The 21,769-nt window shown below is 72.0% G+C and carries 18 protein-coding genes; 13 read left to right on the top strand and 5 right to left on the bottom strand.

Annotated features, from left to right (window positions below):
* The first annotated feature begins 337 nt into the window (after window positions 1-337).
* Both sucC and sucD read left to right on the top strand, forming a co-directional pair.
* Window positions 338-1,519 carry an ADP-forming succinate--CoA ligase subunit beta gene (gene sucC / locus ACWD0A_RS29565; RefSeq protein ID WP_177148696.1) on the top strand — a complete coding sequence of 394 codons (1,182 nt, stop codon included), beginning with the start codon at window positions 338-340 and terminating at the stop codon, window positions 1,517-1,519.
* 21 nt (window positions 1,520-1,540) lie between these two features.
* Window positions 1,541-2,425 carry a succinate--CoA ligase subunit alpha gene (sucD, locus tag ACWD0A_RS29560; protein ID WP_177148697.1) on the top strand — a complete coding sequence of 295 codons (885 nt, stop codon included), beginning with the start codon at window positions 1,541-1,543 and terminating at the stop codon, window positions 2,423-2,425.
* 72 nt (window positions 2,426-2,497) lie between these two features.
* On the opposite strand, the gene ACWD0A_RS29555 is transcribed toward sucD, so the two are convergent.
* On the bottom strand, window positions 2,498-3,811 hold the full coding sequence (locus tag ACWD0A_RS29555; RefSeq protein WP_451303004.1) for a helix-turn-helix domain-containing protein: 1,314 nt from the start codon (window positions 3,809-3,811) through the stop codon (window positions 2,498-2,500).
* 116 nt (window positions 3,812-3,927) lie between these two features.
* On the opposite strand from ACWD0A_RS29555, the gene ACWD0A_RS29550 reads away from it, so the two are divergent.
* A complete protein-coding gene (locus ACWD0A_RS29550) occupies window positions 3,928-5,565 on the top strand; it encodes a cell division protein PerM (RefSeq protein WP_451303002.1) in 1,638 nt (545 codons plus the stop codon).
* Between the two features lie 67 nt (window positions 5,566-5,632).
* Here the strand turns inward: ACWD0A_RS29550 and ACWD0A_RS29545 are convergent, their stop codons facing one another.
* The gene (locus tag ACWD0A_RS29545) at window positions 5,633-6,418 is read right to left on the bottom strand and encodes a hypothetical protein (RefSeq protein WP_451303000.1); all 786 of its coding nucleotides are present in this window, start codon (window positions 6,416-6,418) and stop codon (window positions 5,633-5,635) included.
* Between the two features lie 224 nt (window positions 6,419-6,642).
* On the opposite strand from ACWD0A_RS29545, the gene purN reads away from it, so the two are divergent.
* Complete coding sequence (gene purN, locus ACWD0A_RS29540) at window positions 6,643-7,260, top strand: phosphoribosylglycinamide formyltransferase (protein ID WP_451302998.1); 618 nt, start codon at window positions 6,643-6,645, stop codon at window positions 7,258-7,260.
* The gene (purH, locus tag ACWD0A_RS29535; RefSeq protein ID WP_451302996.1) at window positions 7,247-8,812 is read left to right on the top strand and encodes a bifunctional phosphoribosylaminoimidazolecarboxamide formyltransferase/IMP cyclohydrolase; all 1,566 of its coding nucleotides are present in this window, start codon (window positions 7,247-7,249) and stop codon (window positions 8,810-8,812) included. The genes purN and purH overlap by 14 nt, the downstream gene beginning before the upstream one ends.
* A 165-nt stretch (window positions 8,813-8,977) precedes the next feature.
* Here purH and ACWD0A_RS29530 read toward each other — a convergent pair whose 3' ends face one another.
* On the bottom strand, window positions 8,978-9,520 hold the full coding sequence (locus ACWD0A_RS29530) for a hypothetical protein (protein WP_451302994.1): 543 nt from the start codon (window positions 9,518-9,520) through the stop codon (window positions 8,978-8,980).
* A gap of 249 nt (window positions 9,521-9,769) precedes the next feature.
* On the opposite strand from ACWD0A_RS29530, the gene ACWD0A_RS29525 reads away from it, so the two are divergent.
* The 3 genes from ACWD0A_RS29525 (at window position 9,770) to ACWD0A_RS29515 (ending at window position 12,761) form a co-directional block, all read left to right on the top strand.
* The gene (locus ACWD0A_RS29525; protein WP_451302992.1) at window positions 9,770-10,639 is read left to right on the top strand and encodes a bifunctional methylenetetrahydrofolate dehydrogenase/methenyltetrahydrofolate cyclohydrolase; all 870 of its coding nucleotides are present in this window, start codon (window positions 9,770-9,772) and stop codon (window positions 10,637-10,639) included.
* Window positions 10,640-10,648: 9 nt separating this feature from the next.
* The gene (locus ACWD0A_RS29520) at window positions 10,649-11,332 is read left to right on the top strand and encodes a DUF3017 domain-containing protein (protein WP_451302990.1); all 684 of its coding nucleotides are present in this window, start codon (window positions 10,649-10,651) and stop codon (window positions 11,330-11,332) included.
* A gap of 439 nt (window positions 11,333-11,771) precedes the next feature.
* Window positions 11,772-12,761, top strand: a complete 990-nt coding sequence (locus tag ACWD0A_RS29515) for a malate dehydrogenase (RefSeq protein WP_307713900.1) — start codon at window positions 11,772-11,774, stop codon at window positions 12,759-12,761.
* A gap of 87 nt (window positions 12,762-12,848) precedes the next feature.
* Here the strand turns inward: ACWD0A_RS29515 and ACWD0A_RS29510 are convergent, their stop codons facing one another.
* Window positions 12,849-13,550: a DUF6882 domain-containing protein gene (locus tag ACWD0A_RS29510; RefSeq protein ID WP_451302988.1), complete on the bottom strand. Its 702-nt coding sequence runs from the start codon at window positions 13,548-13,550 to the stop codon at window positions 12,849-12,851.
* 203 nt (window positions 13,551-13,753) lie between these two features.
* On the opposite strand from ACWD0A_RS29510, the gene ACWD0A_RS29505 reads away from it, so the two are divergent.
* From ACWD0A_RS29505 to ACWD0A_RS29485, 5 genes are all read left to right on the top strand, one after another.
* Window positions 13,754-15,241 (top strand): aldehyde dehydrogenase family protein, encoded by a 1,488-nt coding sequence (locus tag ACWD0A_RS29505; protein WP_451302986.1) that lies wholly within the window; start codon window positions 13,754-13,756, stop codon window positions 15,239-15,241.
* Window positions 15,242-15,257: 16 nt separating this feature from the next.
* The gene (locus ACWD0A_RS29500) at window positions 15,258-16,784 is read left to right on the top strand and encodes a GMC family oxidoreductase (RefSeq protein WP_451302984.1); all 1,527 of its coding nucleotides are present in this window, start codon (window positions 15,258-15,260) and stop codon (window positions 16,782-16,784) included.
* Entirely contained in the window at window positions 16,784-17,839 is a 1,056-nt protein-coding gene (locus ACWD0A_RS29495; RefSeq protein WP_451302982.1) for a quaternary amine ABC transporter ATP-binding protein, read from the top strand. Before ACWD0A_RS29500 ends, ACWD0A_RS29495 begins: the two co-directional genes overlap by 1 nt.
* A gap of 52 nt (window positions 17,840-17,891) precedes the next feature.
* Window positions 17,892-19,877 (top strand): ABC transporter permease, encoded by a 1,986-nt coding sequence (locus ACWD0A_RS29490; RefSeq protein WP_451302980.1) that lies wholly within the window; start codon window positions 17,892-17,894, stop codon window positions 19,875-19,877.
* A gap of 62 nt (window positions 19,878-19,939) precedes the next feature.
* Window positions 19,940-20,905, top strand: a complete 966-nt coding sequence (locus ACWD0A_RS29485) for an ABC transporter substrate-binding protein (RefSeq protein ID WP_451302978.1) — start codon at window positions 19,940-19,942, stop codon at window positions 20,903-20,905.
* 110 nt (window positions 20,906-21,015) lie between these two features.
* Here ACWD0A_RS29485 and ACWD0A_RS29480 read toward each other — a convergent pair whose 3' ends face one another.
* Window positions 21,016-21,762 (bottom strand): isocitrate lyase/PEP mutase family protein, encoded by a 747-nt coding sequence (locus ACWD0A_RS29480; protein WP_451302976.1) that lies wholly within the window; start codon window positions 21,760-21,762, stop codon window positions 21,016-21,018.
* Window positions 21,763-21,769 lie beyond the last annotated feature (7 nt).

Raw genomic sequence — 21,769 nt, 5'->3', positions numbered from 1 at the left:
AGACCACCCCTCCTTCGCTCTTCGGCTCCGTACCTCCCACCGCGAGCGGGCGGCGGACCCGGAGCCAGGGCTTCACGGGCGGCCCCTCCGCACGGAGGGCCGCCCGTCCTCACACATCCGCTCCGAGCACGGTGAGTCGCGATCTGTGACCGTAATCACCGCCCAGGTGTGATCTGTGATTTAGGGACCCGCCTCCAGCGGGGATAACCTGCCAGGCGGACATGCCGCGCCCACGGACACCGTGTGTGCCTCCCTTGTGACAGAGCAGTCACGTTGCCCTTCGCGGCACGCCCACGCAGACAACGAACCGCGATCATCAGAAAAGGGACGGACGCGCGTGGACCTGTTCGAGTACCAGGCGAGGGACCTCTTCGCCAAGCACGGTGTACCGGTGCTGGCCGGTGAAGTCATCGACACGCCTGAGGCGGCGCGCGAAGCGACCGAGCGGCTGGGCGGCAAGTCGGTCGTCAAGGCGCAGGTGAAGGTCGGCGGCCGCGGCAAGGCCGGCGGCGTCAAGCTGGCCGCCACCCCGGACGAGGCCGTCGCTCGCGCGACGGACATCCTCGGGATGGACATCAAGGGCCACACGGTCCACAAGGTGATGATCGCGGAGACCGCTCCGGAAATCCTCGAGGAGTACTACGTCTCGTACCTCCTCGACCGCACCAACCGCACCTTCCTCGCCATGGCGTCCGTCGCGGGCGGCATGGACATCGAGGAAGTCGCGGCGACGACGCCCGAGAAGCTCGCCAAGGTCCCGGTCGACGCCAACGAGGGCGTCAGCATCGAGAAGGCCCGCGAGATCGTCGCGCAGGCGCAGTTCCCGGCCGACGTCGCCGAGAAGGTCGCCGAGGTCCTCGTGACCCTGTGGAAGACCTTCATCGCCGAGGACGCGCTCCTCGTCGAGGTCAACCCGCTCGCCAAGGTCGCCTCCGGCGACATCCTGGCGCTGGACGGCAAGGTCTCCCTCGACGAGAACGCCGACTTCCGCCAGCCGGAGCACGAGGCCCTCGAGGACAAGGCCGCAGCCAACCCGCTCGAGGCTGCCGCCAAGGCCAAGAACCTCAACTACGTCAAGCTCGACGGCGAGGTCGGCATCATCGGCAACGGCGCGGGTCTGGTCATGTCGACCCTCGACGTCGTCGCCTACGCCGGTGAGGCGCACGGCAACGTGAAGCCCGCCAACTTCCTCGACATCGGCGGCGGCGCCTCCGCCGAGGTCATGGCGAACGGCCTCGAGATCATCCTCGGCGACCCGGACGTCAAGTCCGTCTTCGTCAACGTCTTCGGTGGCATCACCGCCTGCGACGAGGTCGCCAACGGCATCGTCCAGGCCCTCCAGCTCCTCGCCTCCAAGGGCGAAGAGGTCACCAAGCCGCTCGTCGTGCGCCTCGACGGCAACAACGCGGAGCTGGGTCGCAAGATCCTCTCCGACGCCAACCACCCGCTGGTGCAGCGCGTGGACACCATGGACGGTGCGGCCGACAAGGCCGCCGAGCTCGCCGCTGCTGCGAAGTAAGGGAAGAGGGATCGTAGAACCATGGCTATCTTCCTGAACAAGGACAGCAAGGTCATCGTCCAGGGCATGACCGGTGCCACGGGCATGAAGCACACCAAGCTCATGCTCGGCGACGGCACGAACATCGTCGGCGGCGTGAACCCGCGCAAGGCCGGCACGTCCGTCGACTTCGACGGCACCGAGGTACCGGTCTTCGGCAGCGTCGCCGAGGCGATGGAGAAGACGGGCGCGAACGTCTCCGTCCTCTTCGTGCCGCCGGCCTTCGCCAAGGCCGCCGTGGTCGAGGCCATCGACGCCGAGATCCCCCTCGCCGTGGTCATCACCGAGGGCATCGCCGTCCACGACTCCGCCGCCTTCTGGGCGTACGCGAAGTCCAAGGGCAACAAGACCCGCATCATCGGCCCGAACTGCCCCGGTCTGATCACCCCGGGCCAGTCCAACGCCGGCATCATCCCGGGTGACATCACCAAGCCCGGCCGCATCGGTCTCGTGTCCAAGTCCGGCACGCTGACCTACCAGATGATGTACGAGCTCCGCGACATCGGCTTCTCCTCCGCCGTCGGCATCGGTGGCGACCCGGTCATCGGTACGACGCACATCGACGCGCTCGCCGCGTTCGAGGCCGACCCCGACACCGACCTCATCGTCATGATCGGCGAGATCGGCGGCGACGCCGAGGAGCGTGCGGCCGACTTCATCAAGGCCAACGTCACCAAGCCGGTCGTCGGCTACGTCGCGGGCTTCACCGCGCCCGAGGGCAAGACCATGGGCCACGCCGGCGCCATCGTCTCCGGCTCTTCTGGCACCGCACAGGCCAAGAAGGAGGCCCTGGAGGCCGCGGGCGTCAAGGTCGGCAAGACGCCGACCGAGACGGCCAAGCTCGCGCGCGCCATCCTCGCGGGCTGAGTCGTCCCGAACAGCGTGTGGGCCCGCTCCCGGATCTCCGGGGGCGGGCCCACACGTCTTTCCCGGCGGTCCTCAGCGGAGCTGCGGCAGCAACCGCTGCGGCCCCGCGGCCGGTTCGGCGCGCAGCTTGTCGCGCAGCTTCAGGTCCTTGGCGCTGAGCTGCCGCGGGCCGCTGTACGGCGCCCCGCTGAGCACCTGGGGGCCGCCGTGCGGCGGCGGTAGACCCTCGACCTGCCGGCTCGGCGGCACGGGCGGCTCGTACTGCCGGGGCGACGTCAGCAGCGCCAGAGCCGTCGCCAGGACGATCAGCGTGGTCGCTGCGACCACGGCCCTGGTCCACATCTCGGCCCGGCGCTCGCAGCCCGTGCGTACCGCCCCGGCGGGAATCAGGCGGGGCGTGGGCGCGGCCCCGACGAGCGCTCCGAGCTCGTCCCGGAGCACCGCTGTCTCGGCGAGACGGGGCAGCCGTTCGGCCACGGCCGCGCGGGCGTTCAGGACGCGGCTCACGGTGGCGGGGGTGCTCGCCTCGGTCTCCGCGGCCGTCCCCGGCAGGTCGAGCCCGACTCCGTCGTAGAGCAGAAGGGTCCGTCGGTAGGACGGGGGCAGCCCCTGGAACGCCTGCATCAGGGCGCGCCTGTCCGGGTCGTCCAGCGGCTCGTCGGCGTCCCGGTGGGCGGGGCGCAGCCGCTGCCAGGGCGACAGGGCGCAGTCGTAGGCGGCCGCCCGCACCCAGCCTGTCGGGTCCCGGTCGACGGCGACCTCGGGCCAGTGCTGCCAGGCGAGGTGGAAGGCGCGCTCGACGGATTCCTGCGAGAGGCCACGGCGGCCGGTGAGCACGTAGGTCTGGCGTAGGAGTTCGGGCGCGGCGTACGCGTAGAGCGCGTCGAACGCCTCGGCGGGCGCCATTCCGGCGAGCGGCACGGGCAGCGGCACGGACAGCGGCGGCTCGGCAGGGGCCGGGCCTGCGTCGGCGTCCCGGTCGTCCCGGACCGGCTGCCGCTCCGAGCCGTCCGTCCGCTCGGCCGTCTCAGCGACGGAGACCGTCTCCGGGCCCGGCTCGGGTGCCGGCTCCGGAGCCTCGTGGGCCGGCTCGGTCGCCGGCTTCGGAGCTTCGGGCCCCGGTGCCGTCTCGTGCGCGGCCCTCTCCTCCGAGGGGGCGGCCCGTTCCGCCTCGCAGGCGGCGAGCAGCTTCGCGTACGCCTCCCGTTTGCGGCCCCGGGGGCTCGTGCGGCCGGTCTCCCAGGACCTGATCGTGGCGCCGGTGACACCGAGCATCGTGGCGAGCTGCGTCTCGGTCAGCGACTTCGCCTCGCGAAGCCTTCGCCGCTCCTCGGGCGGAGGAAGCGGCGATGATCCTGACGCGGAGTGTGTGGCGCTCTGTGTCATGCGGGGCTCCATGCGACACGGCACTCGGCAGTAAATGACATGAGCGTATTTTTAGCGACACAACGGTCATTAGCCCGTTACCGGGTGAAAGCGCGTGTCGTTGGCAGCATGGCCGCGTGACCCAGTTGACCGATCACAGCCCGCCCCTGCCGCAGGCGCCGGTCGCCGTCCAGGGCGGGGCGTCGGCGGCGTTCGTCGCCGGATGCGTCCGCGGTGCGACCGCGGCCGGACTCGGCCTCGGTGTGATCACCGCGCTGGTGATGCTGATGTGGATCAGCTCGCCGTTCCCGGACAGCGGCCCCGGCGGCGCCCTGCGTCTCGCCGCCGCGCTGTGGCTGCTCGCGCACGGGGCGGAGCTCGTCCGCACGGACACCCTCTCGCAGCTCCCCGCCCCGGTGGGCGTCGTGCCCCTGCTGCTGGCCGCGCTGCCCGTATGGCTCGCGCACCGGGCGGCGCGCGACGCGTTCGAGCCCGACGCGTCGCGGCCCCGGGCGTCCGCGTCGGGCGCGCTGACCGCCGTGACCACCGGGTACGTGCTGGTGGGGGCGCCCGTCGTGCTCTATGCGGCGGGCGGCCCGGTCGCCGCCGAACCGCTGAGCGCCCTCGTGCACGTACCGCTCCTCGCGTTCCTGGCCGCCGCCGGCGGGGTGTGGGCGGCGAGCGGGCGCCCGCTCGGGCCGCTCCCGGCCGGGCTGCCGCAGGGGCTGCGGGTCGCCCTCGCCCGCAGCCGGGTCGCCGTGGCGCTGCGCTCGGCGGCCGTCGGCGCCCTGGTGATGGTGGGCGGGGGCGCGGTGCTCGTGGTGGTGTCCCTCGTCGTGCACCGACACGCGGCGCAGACGTCCTTCCTCGACCTCGCCGGCGACTGGTCCGGCCGCCTGGCCGTCGTCCTGCTCGTGCTTGCCCTGCTGCCGAACGCGGCGGTGTGGGCGGCGGCCTACGGGCTCGGCCCCGGGTTCGCGCTCGGCACGGGCGCCACGGCCACTCCGCTCGCGCTGGCCGGCACCCCCGCGCTTCCGAAGTTCCCGCTGCTCGCGGCCGTTCCGGGCCCCGGCCCCGGAACGGCCCCGCACTGGGCGGCGGCCGCGGTTCCGGTCGTGGCGGGCCTGTGCGTCGCGTGGCGTACGGTCCACGCGGCGGCGCCCCGGTACGGGCAGCGGGAGGAGGCGTGGACACGCGGCGGCACCGCGCTGGCGGCTCTGCTGGGGTCCGTCGGCTGCGGGGCGCTCATGGCCGTGCTCGCCGCGGCGGCGGGCGGTCCGCTCGGCAGGGAGCGGCTCGCGGAGTTCGGGCCGGTGTGGTGGCTGACGGGCGCGGCCGCCCTGCTCTGGACGTCGGTGGTCGCGGTTCCGGTGGCTGTGGCGCTGCGCGCCTGGCGGGTGCGCGGCGCCGGTGTGACGGATGAGCCGGGGGCCGGAACCGGGGGCGATCCCGGGCGCGACGCGGTGCCGGCCTCGGCGGCGGAGCCGGAGTTCGCGGCGGAGCCGGCCCCGGACGAGGACTTCGAGCCGTACGACTTCCTTCCGGCGGACACCTGGAGCGCGCGGACCGCCCCGGCGCCCCCGGCGGCGGGCCCGGCCGGCGAGGCAGCCGAGCCCGCCCTGTCCGAGGAAGCGGCCGCGCCCGCGGATTCCGCCGAGCCGGCGGTGGACGGGGAGCAGGACGCCCGCTCCACCGGAACCGGGCCGGAGGCGGGGACGGACTCCGCCGCCGCCACCGACGCCCGGTCCGGGGACGATCCGCCGGCCGCCGTCTGACGCGTGACGCGCACGGCCCGGACCGCCGTCGCGGTCCGGGCCGTCTCACGTCCGTGGGAGGCGGGAGCTACTCCTTCACGCCCAGCACGTCCCGCAGGGGCTCCGGGAGAAGATCGTTGCAGGCCATCTGGCCGGACTTCGTCAGGGCGTCGTTCACGCACGTGTAGTAGTCGCGGTACACCAGCTGCGCGGTGAACGACGCGGCCACGATCAGCAGCGCCATGCCCGCCATGACCAGGCCGCTCATCGCCGACGTGATCTGCGGCCTGTTCGACTGGGGGGACGGCGCCGGCGCGGCCGACGGCGCCCCGCTCGTCACCGCTTCGGGGGTGGTGCGCCGGGGCTTGGCGCGCAGGGAGCTGATCGCCCAGTACACGGCGAGCGCGCCCAGCAGCAGCGCGATCTCCGGGAAGTCGAACAGCGCGAAGAAGAACGCCCACATGCCACCGAGCAGCGCGTACCGCGCCCGCCGCTGGACCGGGTCCGTCGGGTCCCAGCGCAGGCCGCCGGGGCCGGGGCCGCCGCCCTCCGGGCCGTTCTGGTCGCCCCGCTGGCCGCCGGGGCGGCCGCCGAAGCCGCCGGACGAGCGGCCCGGCTGGCGACTGCTCCACTGGCTGCCCCAGTTCGACCCGTTCGAGCCGTCGGTGCCGCCCGAGCCGTCCGAGCCGTCCGGGGACGATCCCGAGGAGCCCGACGAGCGGCCGTCGGAGGACGAGCCGTCGTTCGACGGCTGACGGGGCCGCCACGGCTGGTCCGGCCGGCCCTCCGGCGGGGGCGCGAAGGGATTGTCGTCGTCCGTGGACTGGCGCTCCCGCGTCAACAGGAGGTTCGTACGGTGGCGTCGGTCCGGCATCTGGTGAACGTCTTCCCCTCGTCATGCCCGTCGTCGAACGGCGTCCGGGCGGGTGCTCTGCCCTCAGACGCTACCCCCCGGCCACGCCCCCGTCCCGTGGGGGCCGTGCTGAGTGCCGGTATCGTTGCTGACGGTCGGCCCCTTCGTAGAGTTCCCCGTATCCAGGGATGCGATTCGTTCGTACGACCGCACAAAGCCGCACCGCAACGCGAAAAGAGTCCCCCGTGGCTGCCGCCCGCCTCGTCGTCCTGGTCTCCGGATCGGGGACGAACCTCCAGGCCCTGCTCGATGCCATCGCCGCCGATCCCGACGGGTTCGGGGCGCGGGTCGTCGCCGTCGGTGCGGACCGGTCGGGCATCGCCGGGCTGGAGCGGGCGGAGCGGGCGGGGCTGCCGACCTACGTGTGCCGGGTGAAGGATTTCGCCACCCGTGAGGAGTGGGACGCGGCCCTGACCGAGGCCACCGCCGGGTACGAGCCGGACCTGGTGGTCTCGGCGGGGTTCATGAAGATCGTGGGGAAGGAGTTCCTCGCGCGGTTCGGCGGGCGCATCGTCAACACGCACCCTGCGCTGCTGCCCAGTTTCCCCGGTGCCCACGGCGTACGGGACGCGCTGGCGTACGGCGCGAAGGTCACCGGGTGCACCGTCCACTTCGTCGACGACGGCGTCGACACCGGGCCGATCATCGCCCAGGGCGTGGTCGAGATCCGGGACACGGACGACGAAGCCGCTCTGCACGAGCGCATCAAGGAAGTCGAGCGTTCGCTGCTCGTCGAGGTCGTGGGGCGTCTCGCCCGGCACGGCTACAGCATTGAGGGACGAAAGGTTCATGTCGGTGAATAAGTCGGGTAACAAGCCCATCCGTCGCGCATTGATCAGTGTCTACGACAAGACGGGTCTTGAGGAGCTTGCCCGCGGGCTGCACGAGGCAGGCGTCGAGCTCGTGTCCACCGGCTCGACCGCCTCGAAGATCGACGCGGCCGGGGTACCCGTGACCAAGGTCGAGGAGCTGACCGGCTTCCCCGAGTGCCTCGACGGCCGGGTCAAGACGCTGCACCCGCGGGTGCACGCCGGCATCCTCGCGGACCTGCGTCTGGACGCGCACCGCGAGCAGCTCGCCGAGCTGGGCGTGGAGCCGTTCGAGCTGGTCGTCGTGAACCTGTACCCGTTCAAGGAGACCGTCGCCTCCGGCGCGAGCCCCGACGAGTGCGTCGAGCAGATCGACATCGGCGGCCCGTCCATGGTCCGCGCCGCCGCCAAGAACCACCCGTCCGTGGCCGTTGTCACCAGCCCTGCCCGTTACGCGGACGTGCTCGCGGCCGTCCGCGAGGGCGGCTTCGACCTCACGGCCCGCAAGCGGCTCGCGGCCGAGGCGTTCCAGCACACCGCCGCGTACGACGTCGCGGTCGCCTCCTGGTTCGCGTCCTCCTACGCCCCCGCCGACGAGAGCGACTTCCCCGACTTCCTGGGCGCCACCTGGGAGCGCGAGAACGTGCTGCGCTACGGCGAGAACCCGCACCAGCCCGCCGCGCTCTACACCTCGGGCACCGGCGGTCTCGCCGAGGCCGAGCAGCTGCACGGCAAGGAGATGTCGTACAACAACTACACGGACACCGACGCCGCGCGCCGGGCCGCGTACGACCACTCCGAGCCCTGCGTCGCGATCATCAAGCACGCCAACCCGTGCGGCATCGCGATCGGCGCCGATGTCGCCGAGGCGCACCGCAAGGCGCACGCCTGCGACCCGCTGTCCGCGTTCGGCGGCGTGATCGCCGTCAACCGCCCGGTGTCGGTCGCGATGGCCGAGCAGGTCGCGGAGATCTTCACCGAGGTCATCGTCGCGCCCGGCTACGAGGACGGCGCGGTCGAGGTCCTGGCCAAGAAGAAGAACATCCGCGTGCTGCGCGCCGAGGGCGCCCCGGCGAACCCGGTCGAGCTCAAGCCGATCGACGGCGGCGCGCTGCTCCAGGTCACCGACCGCCTCCAGGCCGACGGCGACGACCCGGCGAACTGGACGCTCGCCACGGGCGAGGCGCTGTCCGCCGACGAGCTCGCCGAGCTGGCCTTCGCCTGGCGTGCCTGCCGCGCGGTCAAGTCGAACGCGATCCTGCTCGCCAAGGACGGCGCCTCCGTCGGCGTCGGCATGGGCCAGGTCAACCGCGTCGACTCGGCGAAGCTCGCGGTCGAGCGCGCAGGCGAGGAGCGCGCACGTGGCTCGTACGCGGCGTCCGACGCGTTCTTCCCCTTCCCCGACGGCCTGGAGATCCTGACGGCCGCGGGCGTCAAGGCCGTGGTCCAGCCCGGCGGTTCGGTCCGCGACGAGCTGGTCGTGGAGGCGGCGAAGAAGGCGGGCGTGACGATGTACTTCACGGGCACGCGCCACTTCTTCCACTGAGGTTGCGCAGGTTCCGCCGACAGACGGCGCAGGGGCCCGCTGGTTGCTCACCAGCGGGCCCCTGCGCCGTTCGGAGCGGCACGAGAGTGCCGGAAGACAGCCGAAGGCCGTCAACCCTCGCCGGAGCGGGGTTCACGGCCTTCGCACGTGAGGTGCTGCGCGGTATCAGGCGCGCTGGCGGTTGAACCAGGCACCGCCGTCGGACTTGCCGACGAAGACGGTGATGAGGATGGCGAGCACGGTGTGCACCAGGCCGACCAGGACGAACGGGTAGATGCCCAGGACCGCCGTGATGATGCCGAAGACCATGGTGGTGACGCGGATGCCGTTGCCGCCGCTGCCGAACTTGATGCCGAGGAAGATGGCGAGCACACCCCACAGCAGGATCAGCAGGGCGATGGCCCACACCGCGCCGACCGACATGTCGGCGATCTGCTGGAACTGGAGGTCGTCCTTGAGCGCCGGGTCGTTCTTGGCCTCGTTGAGGCCGACGGCGCCCATCGCGGCGAAGATCGCACCGATCACCTGGAAGCCGGCGATGACGAAGAGCATCACGCGGGCCGCCTTGACGCCGCCCGGCATCTCCGTCGGACCGGTCGGGTAGCCGCCGCCCGCGTACGGCTGGACCGGCGGGGCCTGCGGGTAGCCGTAGCCGGGCTGCTGGCCCTGCTGCTGGCCGTACGGGTTGTTCGGGTCGCCGAAGCTCATGGGTGGGGTTCCTCCGTTGGATGATCCAGGGACGACGCGGTCCGAGCGGAGGAACTGCATGGTATTTACTGTTTTGGCCCCCCGGCACTGCCCGCGGCACTGCGCGGGCTCATCGTCGTATTTCCGTCGCCTTCTTGTCCAGCCGGTATCCGTATGTGTTGTGCAAGTGCAACCTGCTGTTCGCCCGAAGGGCGAGATCGCGGCGGACCGGATTGGAACCGGGACGGGTCCATCCGGGAGGATGGGGGCATGACTGCCCAGATTCTCGACGGCAAGGCCACCGCAGCCGCGATCAAGTCCGATCTGACCGCCCGCGTGGCGGCCCTCAAGGAGCGGGGTGTCACCCCGGGCCTCGGGACCCTGCTCGTCGGGGACGACCCGGGAAGCCGCTGGTACGTCAACGGCAAGCACCGCGACTGCGCGCAGGTCGGCATCGCCTCCATCCAGCGCGAACTGCCCGAGACCGCGACGCAGGAGGAGATCGAGGCGGTCGTACGGGAGCTCAACGAGAACCCCGACTGCACCGGCTACATCGTGCAGCTCCCGCTTCCCAAGGGCATCGACGCAAACCGTGTCCTGGAGCTCATGGATCCGGCCAAGGACGCCGACGGTCTGCACCCGATGAGCCTCGGCCGCCTCGTGCTCGGCATCGAGGGCCCGCTGCCCTGCACGCCGTACGGCATCGTGCAGTTGCTGCGCCACCACGGCGTCGGGATCAAGGGCGCGAACGTGGTGGTCGTCGGCCGCGGCATCACCATCGGCCGGCCGATGCCGCTGGTGCTGACCCGCAAGTCGGAGAACGCCACGGTGACGCAGTGCCACACGGGCACCCGTGACCTGTCGGCGCACCTGAAGCAGGCGGACATCATCGTCGCCGCTGCCGGTGTCCCGCACCTGATCAAGCCCGAGGACGTCAAGCCGGGCGCGGCCGTGCTGGACGTCGGCGTCAGCCGCGACGAGAACGGCAAGATCGTCGGCGATGTGCACCCCGGTGTCGCGGACGTGGCCGGCTGGGTCGCCCCCAACCCGGGCGGCGTGGGCCCGATGACCCGCGCGCAGCTGCTGGTCAACGTGGTCGAGGCGGCCGAGCGCGCGGCGTCGGCCACGACCGAGGGCTGAGCCGGCGCCATGGGCGTACGCACGAACGACGTCCCCGACGACGCCGCCGCGGGCGCTGCGGCGGCGGCCGGCCGTGACGGTGCCGCGCCCGTCGCCGGGCCCGCCGAGGCTGTCGCGGACGGGTCCGCAGGCCACGACGCGCCCATGGCGGGGCCGGGCGGCCGTGACGCCGACGCGGGCGCTGGCGCGCCGGGCGGGGCCCGGTCCGCGGCGGGAGAGCCGGGTGGCCCCGCAGGCGGCGGGGCCACCGACGACGCGCGGCAGGAGGCCGGTCCCGGCGGGGCCGGGGAGAAGAAGCCCTCGCGGCGGCCTCCCGCCGTCACGCGGGACACCGCGAGGCCCGAGGGCGGCGGGCGCGCCGCGCCCAAGGACGCCCCCGCTCCCGCGCGGCAGTGGCCCCTGCTCACCGTCCTCGGGATGACCGCGGCCGGCATCCTCGTCGTCGGCACCGACGCCTTCGCCGAGGCCTTCCGGGTCGGCGCGATGCTCATCGGGGTCGCGCTCATCACCGGAGCCGTACTGCGGCGCTGCCTGCCCTCGGTCGGCATGCTCGCCGTGCGCTCGCGCTTCACGGACATGATCACGTACGGCGTGCTCGGCGTGGCGATCGTGCTGCTCGCGCTCGTGACGCAGCCGAAGCCCTGGCTGGACATCCCGATCCTCGAGGACGCCGTGCACTTCACGGTGCGCTAGCGGCCCCCGCGAACCGGCGAACGGCGCCCGTCCTCTCCCCCGAGGGAGGACGGGCGCCGTCGTGTTTCAAGAGTCATGCACGCGCCAAGGGCGTTCAAGGGACGGCTGGGGCCTGTGGCACGGAGGTGACCATTCCGCCATCGTGTGATCGTTCCGCCACGGGCCGGAACGGGCTGGTCAACCGGGCCGGGCCGCCGATACACCCGGTCAGGACGCGACGCGCATCGCGGCACGACCGGCCGTACGGTGGGCGAAGCGGCACTCGCGAGGCGTCCGGACGGGTGAGCCGCGCCACAAGGGGGTGTGGATTGCCCGGTGCCCGGGTCGGATAGCCTGACCGCTGGAATTCTCTTCACGTCAAGATTCAGGTCGGGCGTGAACGAGATGTCCCGCACGAGGGGCAGTGTTGCCCACCGCCAGCTGTCATACGGAGATCGCCATGACCCGCACTCCCGTCAACGTCACCGTGACCGGCGCGGCCGGCCAGATCGGCTACGCGCTGCTCTTCCGCATCGCTTCCGGCCACCTGCTCGGCGCGGACGTGCCGGTCAAGCTGCGCCTGCTCGAGATCCCGCAGGGCCTGAAGGCCGCCGAGGGCACCGCCATGGAGCTCGACGACTGCGCCTTCCCGCTGCTCAAGGGCATCGACATCACCGACGACCCGAACGTGGCCTTCGACGGTGCCAACGTCGCCCTCCTGGTCGGCGCCCGCCCCCGCACCAAGGGCATGGAGCGCGGCGACCTGCTGTCCGCCAACGGCGGCATCTTCAAGCCGCAGGGCAAGGCCATCAACGACAACGCCGCGGACGACATCAAGGTCCTCGTCGTCGGCAACCCGGCCAACACCAACGCGCTCATCGCGCAGGCCGCCGCCCCGGACGTACCGGCCGAGCGCTTCACCGCGATGACCCGCCTCGACCACAACCGTGCGATCTCGCAGCTGGCCGCCAAGACCGGCGCCGCCGTCTCCGAGATCAAGCGCCTCACCATCTGGGGCAACCACTCGGCGACCCAGTACCCGGACATCTTCCACGCGGAGATCGCGGGCAAGAACGCCGCCGAGACCGTGAACGACGAGGCGTGGCTGGCCGACACCTTCATCCCGACCGTCGCCAAGCGCGGCGCCGCGATCATCGAGGCCCGGGGCGCGTCCTCGGCCGCGTCGGCCGCGAACGCCGCCATCGACCACGTCCACACCTGGGTGAACGGCACCGCCGAGGGCGACTGGACCTCCATGGGCATCCCGTCGGACGGCTCCTACGGCGTCCCGGAGGGCCTGATCTCCTCCTTCCCCGTCACCTGCAAGGACGGCAAGTACGAGATCGTCCAGGGCCTGGAGATCAACGACTTCTCGCGTGCGCGCATCGACGCGTCCGTGCAGGAGCTGGAGGAGGAGCGCGCGGCGGTCCGCGAGCTCGGCCTCATCTGACGTACCGCACACAGCGTTTCACGCCCCCGGCGGCTCCGGCCGCCGGGGGCGTGCTGTTTTCCGCGCTGCCGCGGGGCCGGGGTGCGTTCAGGCGGGTGCCGGTGACCCCGAGTTGATGTGCACGGAGGCGATGCGGTCGAGGTCGTCGAAGAGGACGTCCACCGTGCCGCCGTCGGGGAGGCCCGCGCTCATGCGGTCGGCGGCCCGGCGTACGGGGAGATCGTGGTGGGCGAAGTAGCCCTCGACGACCCGCCGCGCGGAGCCGCCCAGCAGTCCCGCGCCGGTGAGCAGGACGCGGGGGAGCGTGATCGCGCTCGGCTCGGCGACGGGGACCCGGGGGTCGTCGGGGACCAGGTAGGCGCGCGCGGACGGGTTGGCCTGCACGCCGATGTAGCCGGACGCGCCGAGGACCCCCATCGCGGTGAACGCCAGGGTCTCCGCGGCGCGGCGCGGGTCCTCGTGCCCGGCGAGGTGGAGCAGCTCACTTGTGAACTCCGGGAGACCGTGGGTTCGGCCGTACGCGCGGAGCGTCTCGGCGGCCTGCACCACGGGCGAGCCCTGGAAGCCGGGGTTGGCCCAGGCCCACAGCCACGACTGCTCGTCGGTGTCGAACGTGCCGAGCAGCGAGATCCGCAGCTCCCGGCCGGACTGCCGGTACAGGCACTGCCCGAGGTCGGCGCTCCACTCGCCCATGGGCAGGAACTCGTTGAACGCTTCGAGCTGTTCGGCGCCCCAGGCCGCGTGCTGCTCGCTGAGCCGGAGGAACGGCTCGCTGAAGGTCGTGGTCATGCACCTGACCCTAAGGGAGCCGCCCTCCACGCGCCGCCTCCTTGATCGTGCTCGGGGGCGAGTGACGTACGTCGCACGCACGGTGTGAAGCAGGACACTTTCCGTTAACCGTTCCGCATGGATTTGGGATCCCCGGGCAGGCGGCCAGATCGCCGGGGTGTGACCGGTGCAGGACGAAACGGGAACGAAAGGTCAAACACGACGTGTCGGCAGCACAACAGACCATCCACGTGGGCGGAGAATGGCGCTCGGCCCTCTCCGGCGCCACGCGCGAGATCATCGACCCCGTCGACACGAGCGTGTTCGCCGTCGTCTCGGAGGGCGGCGTCGCCGACACCGACGACGCCGTGGCCGCCGCGCGGGCCGCCTTCGACGACGGGACCTGGCCGCGTACGCCGGTCGCCGAGCGTGCCGCCCTGCTGCGCCGCGTCGCCGCCCTGCTGGAGCGTGACCGGGAGCGGATCGCCGGTCTGGAGAGCCAGGACGCCGGCAAGACCCTCGAAGAGGGGCGCACCGACGTCGACTGCGTGCGCGACGCCTTCGTCTACTTCGCCGACCTCGTCATGAACGAGAGCGGCGGCCGCGTCGTCGACGCCGGGTCCGACGAGATCCACAGCGTGGTCGTCCACGAGCCCGTCGGCGTCTGCGCGCTCATCACGCCCTGGAACTACCCCCTGCTCCAGGCCAGCTGGAAGATCGCCCCGGCGCTCGCGGCCGGCAACACCTTCGTGATCAAGCCCAGCGAGATCACCCCGCTGACCACCGTCGCGCTGATGGAGCTCCTGATGGAGGCCGGGCTGCCCCCCGGCGCCGCGAACCTCGTCACCGGTCCCGGCGACACCGTCGGCGCACGCCTCGCCGAGCACCCCGACGTGGACCTCGTGTCCTTCACCGGCGGGCTCGTCAGCGGCACCAAGGTCGCCCGCGCCGCCGCCGACACCGTCAAGAAGGTGGCCCTCGAACTCGGCGGCAAGAACCCCAACGTCGTCTTCGCCGACGCCTGCGCGACCGAGGAAGGCTTCGACACCGCCGTCGACCAGGCGCTCAACGCCGCCTTCATCCACAGCGGCCAGGTCTGCTCCGCCGGATCGCGCCTCATCGTCGAGGAGTCCCTGCGCGAGCGCTTCGTCGCCGAACTCGCCCGCCGCGCCGAGAAGATCCGGCTCGGACGCGGCACCGACAAGGGTGTCGAGTGCGGCCCGCTCGTCTCCGCACAGCAGCTCGCGAGGACCGAGGACTTCGTCGCGTCCGCGCTGCAGGAGGGCGCGGTGCTCAGGGCGGGCGGCGAACGTCCGGACGGCCCTGGCTACTTCTACCGCCCCACGGTCCTCGACCGGTGCAACCGCCGGATGCGGGTCGTCCGTGAGGAGATCTTCGGGCCGGTCCTCACCGTCGAGACGTTCCGTACGGAGGACGAGGCCGTCGCCCTCGCCAACGACACCGAGTACGGCCTCGCGGGCGGCGTGTGGACCGCCGACGCCGGCCGCGCCCGCCGCGTCGCCGGGCGGATGCGCCACGGCACCGTGTGGATCAACGACTTCCACCCCTACCTCCCGCAGGCGGAGTGGGGCGGCTTCGGAAAGTCGGGCACCGGCCGTGAGCTGGGCCCGACGGGTCTCGCCGAGTACCGCGAGTCCAAGCACATCTACCAGAACCTCGCCCCGCGCCCCGTGCGCTGGTTCGCGGGCTGAGCGGAGAGAACAGCACATGACCGAGCACCACACCGTGTACGACTATGTCGTCGTCGGCGGCGGCACGGCCGGATCCGTGATCGCCTCCCGGCTCACCGAGGACCCCGACGTCACCGTCGCCGTCATCGAGGGCGGCCCCAGCGACGTCGGCCGCGACGACGTGCTCACCCTGCGCCGCTGGATGGGACTCCTCGGGGGCGAACTGGACTACGACTACCCGACCACCGAGCAGCCCCGCGGCAACTCGCACATCCGCCACAGCCGCGCCCGCGTGCTCGGCGGCTGCTCCTCCCACAACACCCTCATCGCCTTCAAGCCGCTGCCGTCCGACTGGGACGAGTGGGCCGAGGCGGGCGCCGAGGGCTGGGACGCCGCGTCGATGGACCCGTACTTCGCCAAGCTGCGCAACAACATCGTCCCCGTCGACGAGGCCGACCGGAACGCCATCGCCCGCGACTTCGTCGACGCCGCGCAGACCGCGCTCGAGGTGCCGCGCATCGAGGGCTTCAACAGCAAGCCGTTCCACGAGGGCGTCGGCTTCTTCGACCTCGCGTACCACCCGGAGAACAACAAGCGCTCCTCGGCCTCGGTCGCCTACCTGCACCCCTTCCTCGACCGGCCGAACCTGCACATCGCCCTGGAGACCTGGGCGTTCCGCCTGGGGCTCGAGGGCGCCCGGGCCACCGGCGTGCACGTGCGCACCAAAGACGGCGAGGAGCACCTCGTACGCGCCCGGCGCGAAGTCCTCGTGTGCGCGGGCGCCGTGGACACCCCGAGGCTGCTCATGCACTCCGGCATCGGGCCGCGCGCCGACCTGGAGAAGCTCGGCATCCCCGTCGTCCACGACCTGCCGGGCGTCGGCGAGAACCTGCTCGACCACCCGGAGTCCGTCATCGTGTGGGAGACCCACGGGCCGATCCCCGAGAACTCGGCGATGGACAGCGACGCCGGTCTGTTCGTCCGCCGGGACCCCGCCTCGGACGGGCCCGACCTGATGTTCCACTTCTACCAGGTCCCGTTCACCGACAATCCGGAGCGCCTGGGCTACGAACGCCCCGCGCACGGCGTGTCGATGACCCCGAACATCCCCAAGCCGAGGAGCCGCGGCCGGCTGTACCTGACCAGCGCGGACCCCGAGGTCAAGCCCGCCCTCGACTTCCGGTACTTCACCGACGAGGACGACTACGACGGCCGCACCCTCGTCGACGGCATCCGCATCGCCCGGCGCATCGCGGCCCAGGAGCCGCTGGCCGGCTGGCTGAAGCGGGAGGTCTGCCCGGGACCCGAGGTCACCTCGGACGAGGAGCTCAGCGAGTACGCGCGCAAGGTCGCGCACACCGTCTACCACCCCGCCGGCACCTGCCGGATGGGCGCCGCCGACGACGAACTCGCCGTCGTCACACCCGACCTGAGGATCCGGGGGCTCGACGGCGTACGGATCGCCGACGCCTCCGTCTTCCCGACCATGACCGCCGTCAACCCGATGATCGGCGTGCTGATGGTCGGGGAGAAATGCGCTGACCTGCTGGAAGGCAATGCCTGATGAACACTCCGCCGCCGCCCGTCTTTTCCATACGCGACCTGTGGAAGGTCTTCGGACCGAAGGCCGACCGGGTGCCCGCCGACCCCGCGCTGGGCGCTCTCGCCCCCGCCGAACTGCGGGAACGCACCGGATGCACCGCCGCCGTGCGCGATGTGTCCTTCGACGTCCGCAAGGGCGAGGTCTTCGTCGTCATGGGCCTGTCCGGGTCCGGCAAGTCCACCCTCGTGCGCTGCCTGACCCGTCTCATCGAGCCCACGTCCGGCTCGATCGCCATCGACGGCGAGGACGTGCTGTCCATGGACGCCGGGCGACTGCGTGAACTGCGCCGTCACCGCGCCGCCATGGTCTTCCAGCACTTCGGGCTGCTGCCGCACCGCTCGGTCCTCGACAACGTCGCCTACGGGCTGGAGATCCAGGGCATGGGCAGGGCCGCGCGCCGCTCGCGTGCCGCCGATGTCGTGGCGAAGGTCGGCCTCGAGGGCATGGAGCACCGCCGCCCCGGCCAGCTGTCGGGCGGCCAGCAGCAGCGCGTGGGGCTGGCCCGCGCGCTGGCCGTCGACCCGGAAGTCCTGCTGTTCGACGAGCCGTTCAGCGCGCTCGACCCGCTCATCCGGCGGGACATGCAGGAGGAGGTCGTACGGCTGCACCGCGAGGAGGGCCGCACGATGGTCTTCATCACGCACGACCTGAGCGAGGCGCTCAAGCTCGGCGACCGCATCGCGCTGATGCGGGACGGCCGGATCGTGCAGCTCGGGACGCCCGAGGAGATCGTGGGCGATCCCGCCGACGACTACGTACGGGACTTCGTACGGGACGTGCCGCGCGAGCAGGTCATGACCGTGCGCACCGCGATGCGCCCCGCTGACGGGGACGAGGCCGAGGGAGGGCCGGCGCTGGCCCCCGGCGCGACCGTCTTCGAGGCGATCGAGGCCGTGGCACGTACCGGAAAAACGGCCCGCGTCGTCGAGGACGGCCGGTGCCTGGGCATCGTCGGCCACGCGGACCTGCTGGCGGTCGTGGCGGGCACGACCGACCCCAAGGAGGTCGCCGCGTGATACCCCGACAGCACTCGACAGCCCGCCGAAGTACTGAGGGACGGTGGTCTCGATGACCGCCGCCGTGTCCGCGCCCGCCGCGGAGAAGAAGGGGATCACCGGGCAGCCGCTCCGCGACATCCTGCGCCACCCCGTGAAAGCCAAGCTGCTGGCGCTCGCCGCCCTCGCGGTCGTGCTGGTGCCCGCCGGGATCGCCCTGTGGGGCAGCGGCAGCTGGCCGGCCGCCCTGCACATCGACATCTCCGGGCCGCTCGACGACGCCAACCGGTGGGTCGTCGACAACCGCGACACCCACCCGCTGTTCCTGTACTTCCTGCTGCACCTGTCCAACACGGCCACCGACGCGGTCGGTGGCGTGTACGACCTGCTGAGTTCGATCGGCTGGGTCGGGGTGCTCGCCGCCGGAGTCCTCCTCGCCTGGCGTGCCGCCGGGCTGGGACGCAGCGGTGTCAAGGTCGCCGCGACCGCCTTCGGCGCGTTCGCCCTGTGCGGACTGCTGGGCATGTGGAACGCCACGCTTCTCACCATCGCGCTGATGGTCGTCGCCGTGGCGGTCGCCGCGCTGCTCGGTGTGCTGATCGGCCTGGCGGCCGGTCTGTCCGACCGGATCAACCGCGCGCTGCGGCCGGTGCTCGACACCATGCAGGTGCTGCCTGCCTTCGCGTACCTGCTGCCCTTCGTGCTGGTCTTCGGCACCGGCACACCAGCCGCGCTGTTCTGCACCGTCATCTACGCCGCCCCGCCCATGGCCCGCCTGACGGCGCTCGGACTGCGCGGCGCGGACCCCTCGGTGCTCGAGGCGTCCGCCTCGCTCGGCGCGAGCGCGTGGCAGCGCCTGCGGACGGCCCGGCTGCCGCTCGCCCGTCAGCAGATGCTCCTCGGCCTCAACCAGACGATCATGATGGCGCTGTCGATGGTCGTCATCGCCGCGCTCGTCGGCGCGGGCGGCCTCGGCGAAGAGGTCTACTCGGCACTGTCCACCGTCGACGTCGGCAAGGCGCTGGCCGCCGGTGTCCCGATCGTGCTGATCGCGATCTGGCTCGACCGCACCACCGCGGCGGCCGGCGACCGCATCGGTCACAGCACGCCGGGCGACGGACCGCTGCACGGCCGCTCGGGCTGGGCCCTGGTCGCGGCGGGTGTCGTCGCGGCGGTGTCGGCGCGATTCCTCGTCGGCACCGCCTGGCCCGAGGCCTGGACGTTCGACATCTCCACCCCCGTGAACAAGGCACAGGGCTGGATCACCGCCCACGTCTCCTCCGGCGTCCCGGTGCTCGGCGGCACCGAGACGTGGTCGGAGCAGTTCACCCTGTGGGTCCTCAACCCGCTGCGGGACGGCCTCGTCCTGCTGCCCTGGTGGGCGGTCCTGCTGATCGTCGCCGGTCTGGCATGGCTCGTCGGCACCTGGGCGACGGCTCTGACGGCCACGCTCGCGATGTCGGCGATCGGTGTGCTCGGGGTGTGGACGAAGTCCCTCGACACGCTCTCCCAGGTACTGGCCGCGCTGGTCGTCACACTGGTCCTCGGCGTCCTCGCGGGCGTCGTGTGCGCCCGTGCCGGGCGGCTGGAACGCTGGCTGAGGCCCGTCCTCGACGCCATGCAGACGATGCCGCAGTTCGTCTACCTCATCCCGGTCGTGGCGCTCTTCGGCGTCACCAGGGCGTCGGCCATCATCGCGGCCGTCGTCTACGCGCTGCCCGCGGTCGTGCGCATCACCGCACAGGGCCTGCGCGAGGTCGACCCCGCAGCGATGGAGGCGGCGCGCTCACTCGGCGCCTCGACACGGCAGCAGCTCTTCCAGGTTCAGCTGCCGCTCGCCCGGCCGGCTCTCCAGCTCGCCGTCAACCAGGGCGTCGTACTGGTCCTGGCCGTGGTCGTCGTCGGCGCACTCGTCGGCGGCGGAGCGCTCGGCTACGACGTCGTCAAGGGCCTGTCCCGCGGCGAGATGGGCCTCGGGATGACCGCAGGTGTGGCGATCGTCTGCCTCGGTCTCGTACTCGACCGGGTCACGCAGCCCACGGCCCGCAAGCGTCCCTGATCCGTCCGGAACGCCCCCTGACCACCACTGACGTCCCCGTCACCCACAGCAGGAGCCCCCTCATGCGAAACCGCACCAGAACCCTCCGTACCGCCACCGCCGTCGTCGGCGCCCTGGGCGTCCTCTCGCTCAGCGCGTGCAGTGCCGCCGAGACCGGCAAGAGCCAGGACGCGGCCGACGGCGACAAGACGGTGAAGCTGACCGTCCCCTCCTGGGTCGGCGCGCAGGCCAACACGGCCGTCGCCGAGCACATCCTGGAGAAGGAGCTCGGCTACACGGTCAAGTCCCAGCAGATGGGCGAGGTCCTCGCCTGGGACGCGCTCTCGAAGGGCGACATCGACGCGATCATGGAGGACTGGGGACACCCCAAGGAGGAGAAGCGGTACGTCGAGGACAAGAAGACCGTCGTCAAGGGCGGCGACCTCGGTGTCACCGGGCATATCGGCTGGTTCGTGCCCAAGTACTTCGCCGACGCGCACCCCGACGTGACGGACTGGAAGAACCTCGACAAGTACGCCAAGGAGCTCGCGACTGCCGAGAGCGGCGGCAAGGGCGAGATCCTGGAGGGTTCGCCGGACTACGTCACCAACGACGACGCGATCATCAAGAACCTCGGCCTGAACCTGAAGACCAACTACGCGGGTTCCGAGGCGGCGCAGATCACGGCCATCAAGAAGTACGTGAAGGACAAGAAGCCCTTCCTCACGTACTGGTGGACGCCGCAGTGGCTGAACGCCGAGGTCGACCTGGTCGAGGTCAAGCTCCCCGAGTACAAGGAGGGCTGCGACGCCGACCCGAAGAAGGTCGCCTGCGCCTACCCCAACACCCCGCTGCAGAAGTTCCTCAACGCGGACTTCGCGAAGAACGGCGGGGACGCCGCCGAGTTCCTGAAGAACTTCAGGTGGACGACCGAGCAGCAGAACGAGGTCGCGCAGATGATCGCCGGGGAGAAGATGTCCCCCGAGGCCGCGGCCGAGAAGTGGGTCAAGGCGAACGAGTCGACGTGGAAGGCCTGGCTTCCGAAGTGACGACCGGACGGTCCCGCGGGCCCGTCAGCCCTGAGGGGCGGCGGGCCACGGGACCGTCAGCGGATCGCCCCGGCCCCGGCCGCCGTGACGCCCGACACGGTCGCGCGTCTTCAGAGCACGGCGGCAGGACCTGCGCCGCGCAGCTCTCGGGCGATGTCCGCCACCGCCGCCTGCGCACGGTGATGCAGGCCGGGGCCGAAGGTGATCCGGGTCGCGCCCAGTCGGCCGAGCTCGGCCACCGGCGGGTCGGACGCGGGCGCGAACACGTTGATCGGGGCCTCGGTGGCAGCACGCAGCAGCGGCAGCTGCCCGGACGGCACACCGATCGGGTAGACACAGTCCGCGCCCGCCTCGACATACAGCCGGATGCGGGCGACGGCCTCCGCCGGGTCGCTCACCGCGCGCAGGAACGTGTCGACGCGGGCGTTGACGAACAGCGCGTCACCCGCCTCCGCGCGGATCTCCGCCAGCCAGGCGGCGTGCCGGTGCGGGTCCTTGAACCTCTTCGTCGCGCGGTCCGTGTCCTCGATGTTGCAGCCCACCGCGCCCGTCTCCAGCAGCCGTTCCACCAGCTCCTTCGGCGGCAGGCCGTAGCCGTCCTCGACATCGGCGCTCACGGGGACGGTGACGGCCCGTGCGATACGGGCGACGGCTGAGAACATCTCGTCCGGCGGGGCCTCGCCGTCATCGTGGCCGAGGGACGCCGAGACCCCCGCGCTCGGCGTTGCGAGGGCGGGAAAGCCCGCGTCGGCGAACGCACGGGCGCTCGCCGCGTCCCACGGCCCTGGCAGGACGAGCGGATCACCGGCGTCGCGTCCGTGGTGAAGGGCGCGGAACGCCCCAGCGGTTGCGGTCATCTCACGC

This window comes from Streptomyces sp. NPDC002867 (assembly GCF_053591895.1).
This window is presented reverse-complemented; position numbering and strand designations above follow the sequence as displayed.

Bases quoted from the DNA above. Each gene is read 5' to 3' on its own strand.
- sucD (WP_177148697.1), top strand. From the start codon at position 1,541: ATGGCTATCTTCCTGAACAAGGACAGCAAGGTCATCGTCCAGGGCATG.
- ACWD0A_RS29555 (WP_451303004.1), bottom strand. From the start codon at position 3,811: ATGACACAGAGCGCCACACACTCCGCGTCAGGATCATCGCCGCTTCCT.
- ACWD0A_RS29545 (WP_451303000.1), bottom strand. From the start codon at position 6,418: ATGCCGGACCGACGCCACCGTACGAACCTCCTGTTGACGCGGGAGCGC.
- purH (WP_451302996.1), top strand. From the start codon at position 7,247: ATGTCGGTGAATAAGTCGGGTAACAAGCCCATCCGTCGCGCATTGATC.
- ACWD0A_RS29530 (WP_451302994.1), bottom strand. From the start codon at position 9,520: ATGAGCTTCGGCGACCCGAACAACCCGTACGGCCAGCAGCAGGGCCAG.
- ACWD0A_RS29525 (WP_451302992.1), top strand. From the start codon at position 9,770: ATGACTGCCCAGATTCTCGACGGCAAGGCCACCGCAGCCGCGATCAAG.
- ACWD0A_RS29520 (WP_451302990.1), top strand. From the start codon at position 10,649: ATGGGCGTACGCACGAACGACGTCCCCGACGACGCCGCCGCGGGCGCT.
- ACWD0A_RS29515 (WP_307713900.1), top strand. From the start codon at position 11,772: ATGACCCGCACTCCCGTCAACGTCACCGTGACCGGCGCGGCCGGCCAG.
- ACWD0A_RS29510 (WP_451302988.1), bottom strand. From the start codon at position 13,550: ATGACCACGACCTTCAGCGAGCCGTTCCTCCGGCTCAGCGAGCAGCAC.
- ACWD0A_RS29500 (WP_451302984.1), top strand. From the start codon at position 15,258: ATGACCGAGCACCACACCGTGTACGACTATGTCGTCGTCGGCGGCGGC.
- ACWD0A_RS29495 (WP_451302982.1), top strand. From the start codon at position 16,784: ATGAACACTCCGCCGCCGCCCGTCTTTTCCATACGCGACCTGTGGAAG.
- ACWD0A_RS29490 (WP_451302980.1), top strand. From the start codon at position 17,892: ATGACCGCCGCCGTGTCCGCGCCCGCCGCGGAGAAGAAGGGGATCACC.
- ACWD0A_RS29485 (WP_451302978.1), top strand. From the start codon at position 19,940: ATGCGAAACCGCACCAGAACCCTCCGTACCGCCACCGCCGTCGTCGGC.
- ACWD0A_RS29480 (WP_451302976.1), bottom strand. From the start codon at position 21,762: ATGACCGCAACCGCTGGGGCGTTCCGCGCCCTTCACCACGGACGCGAC.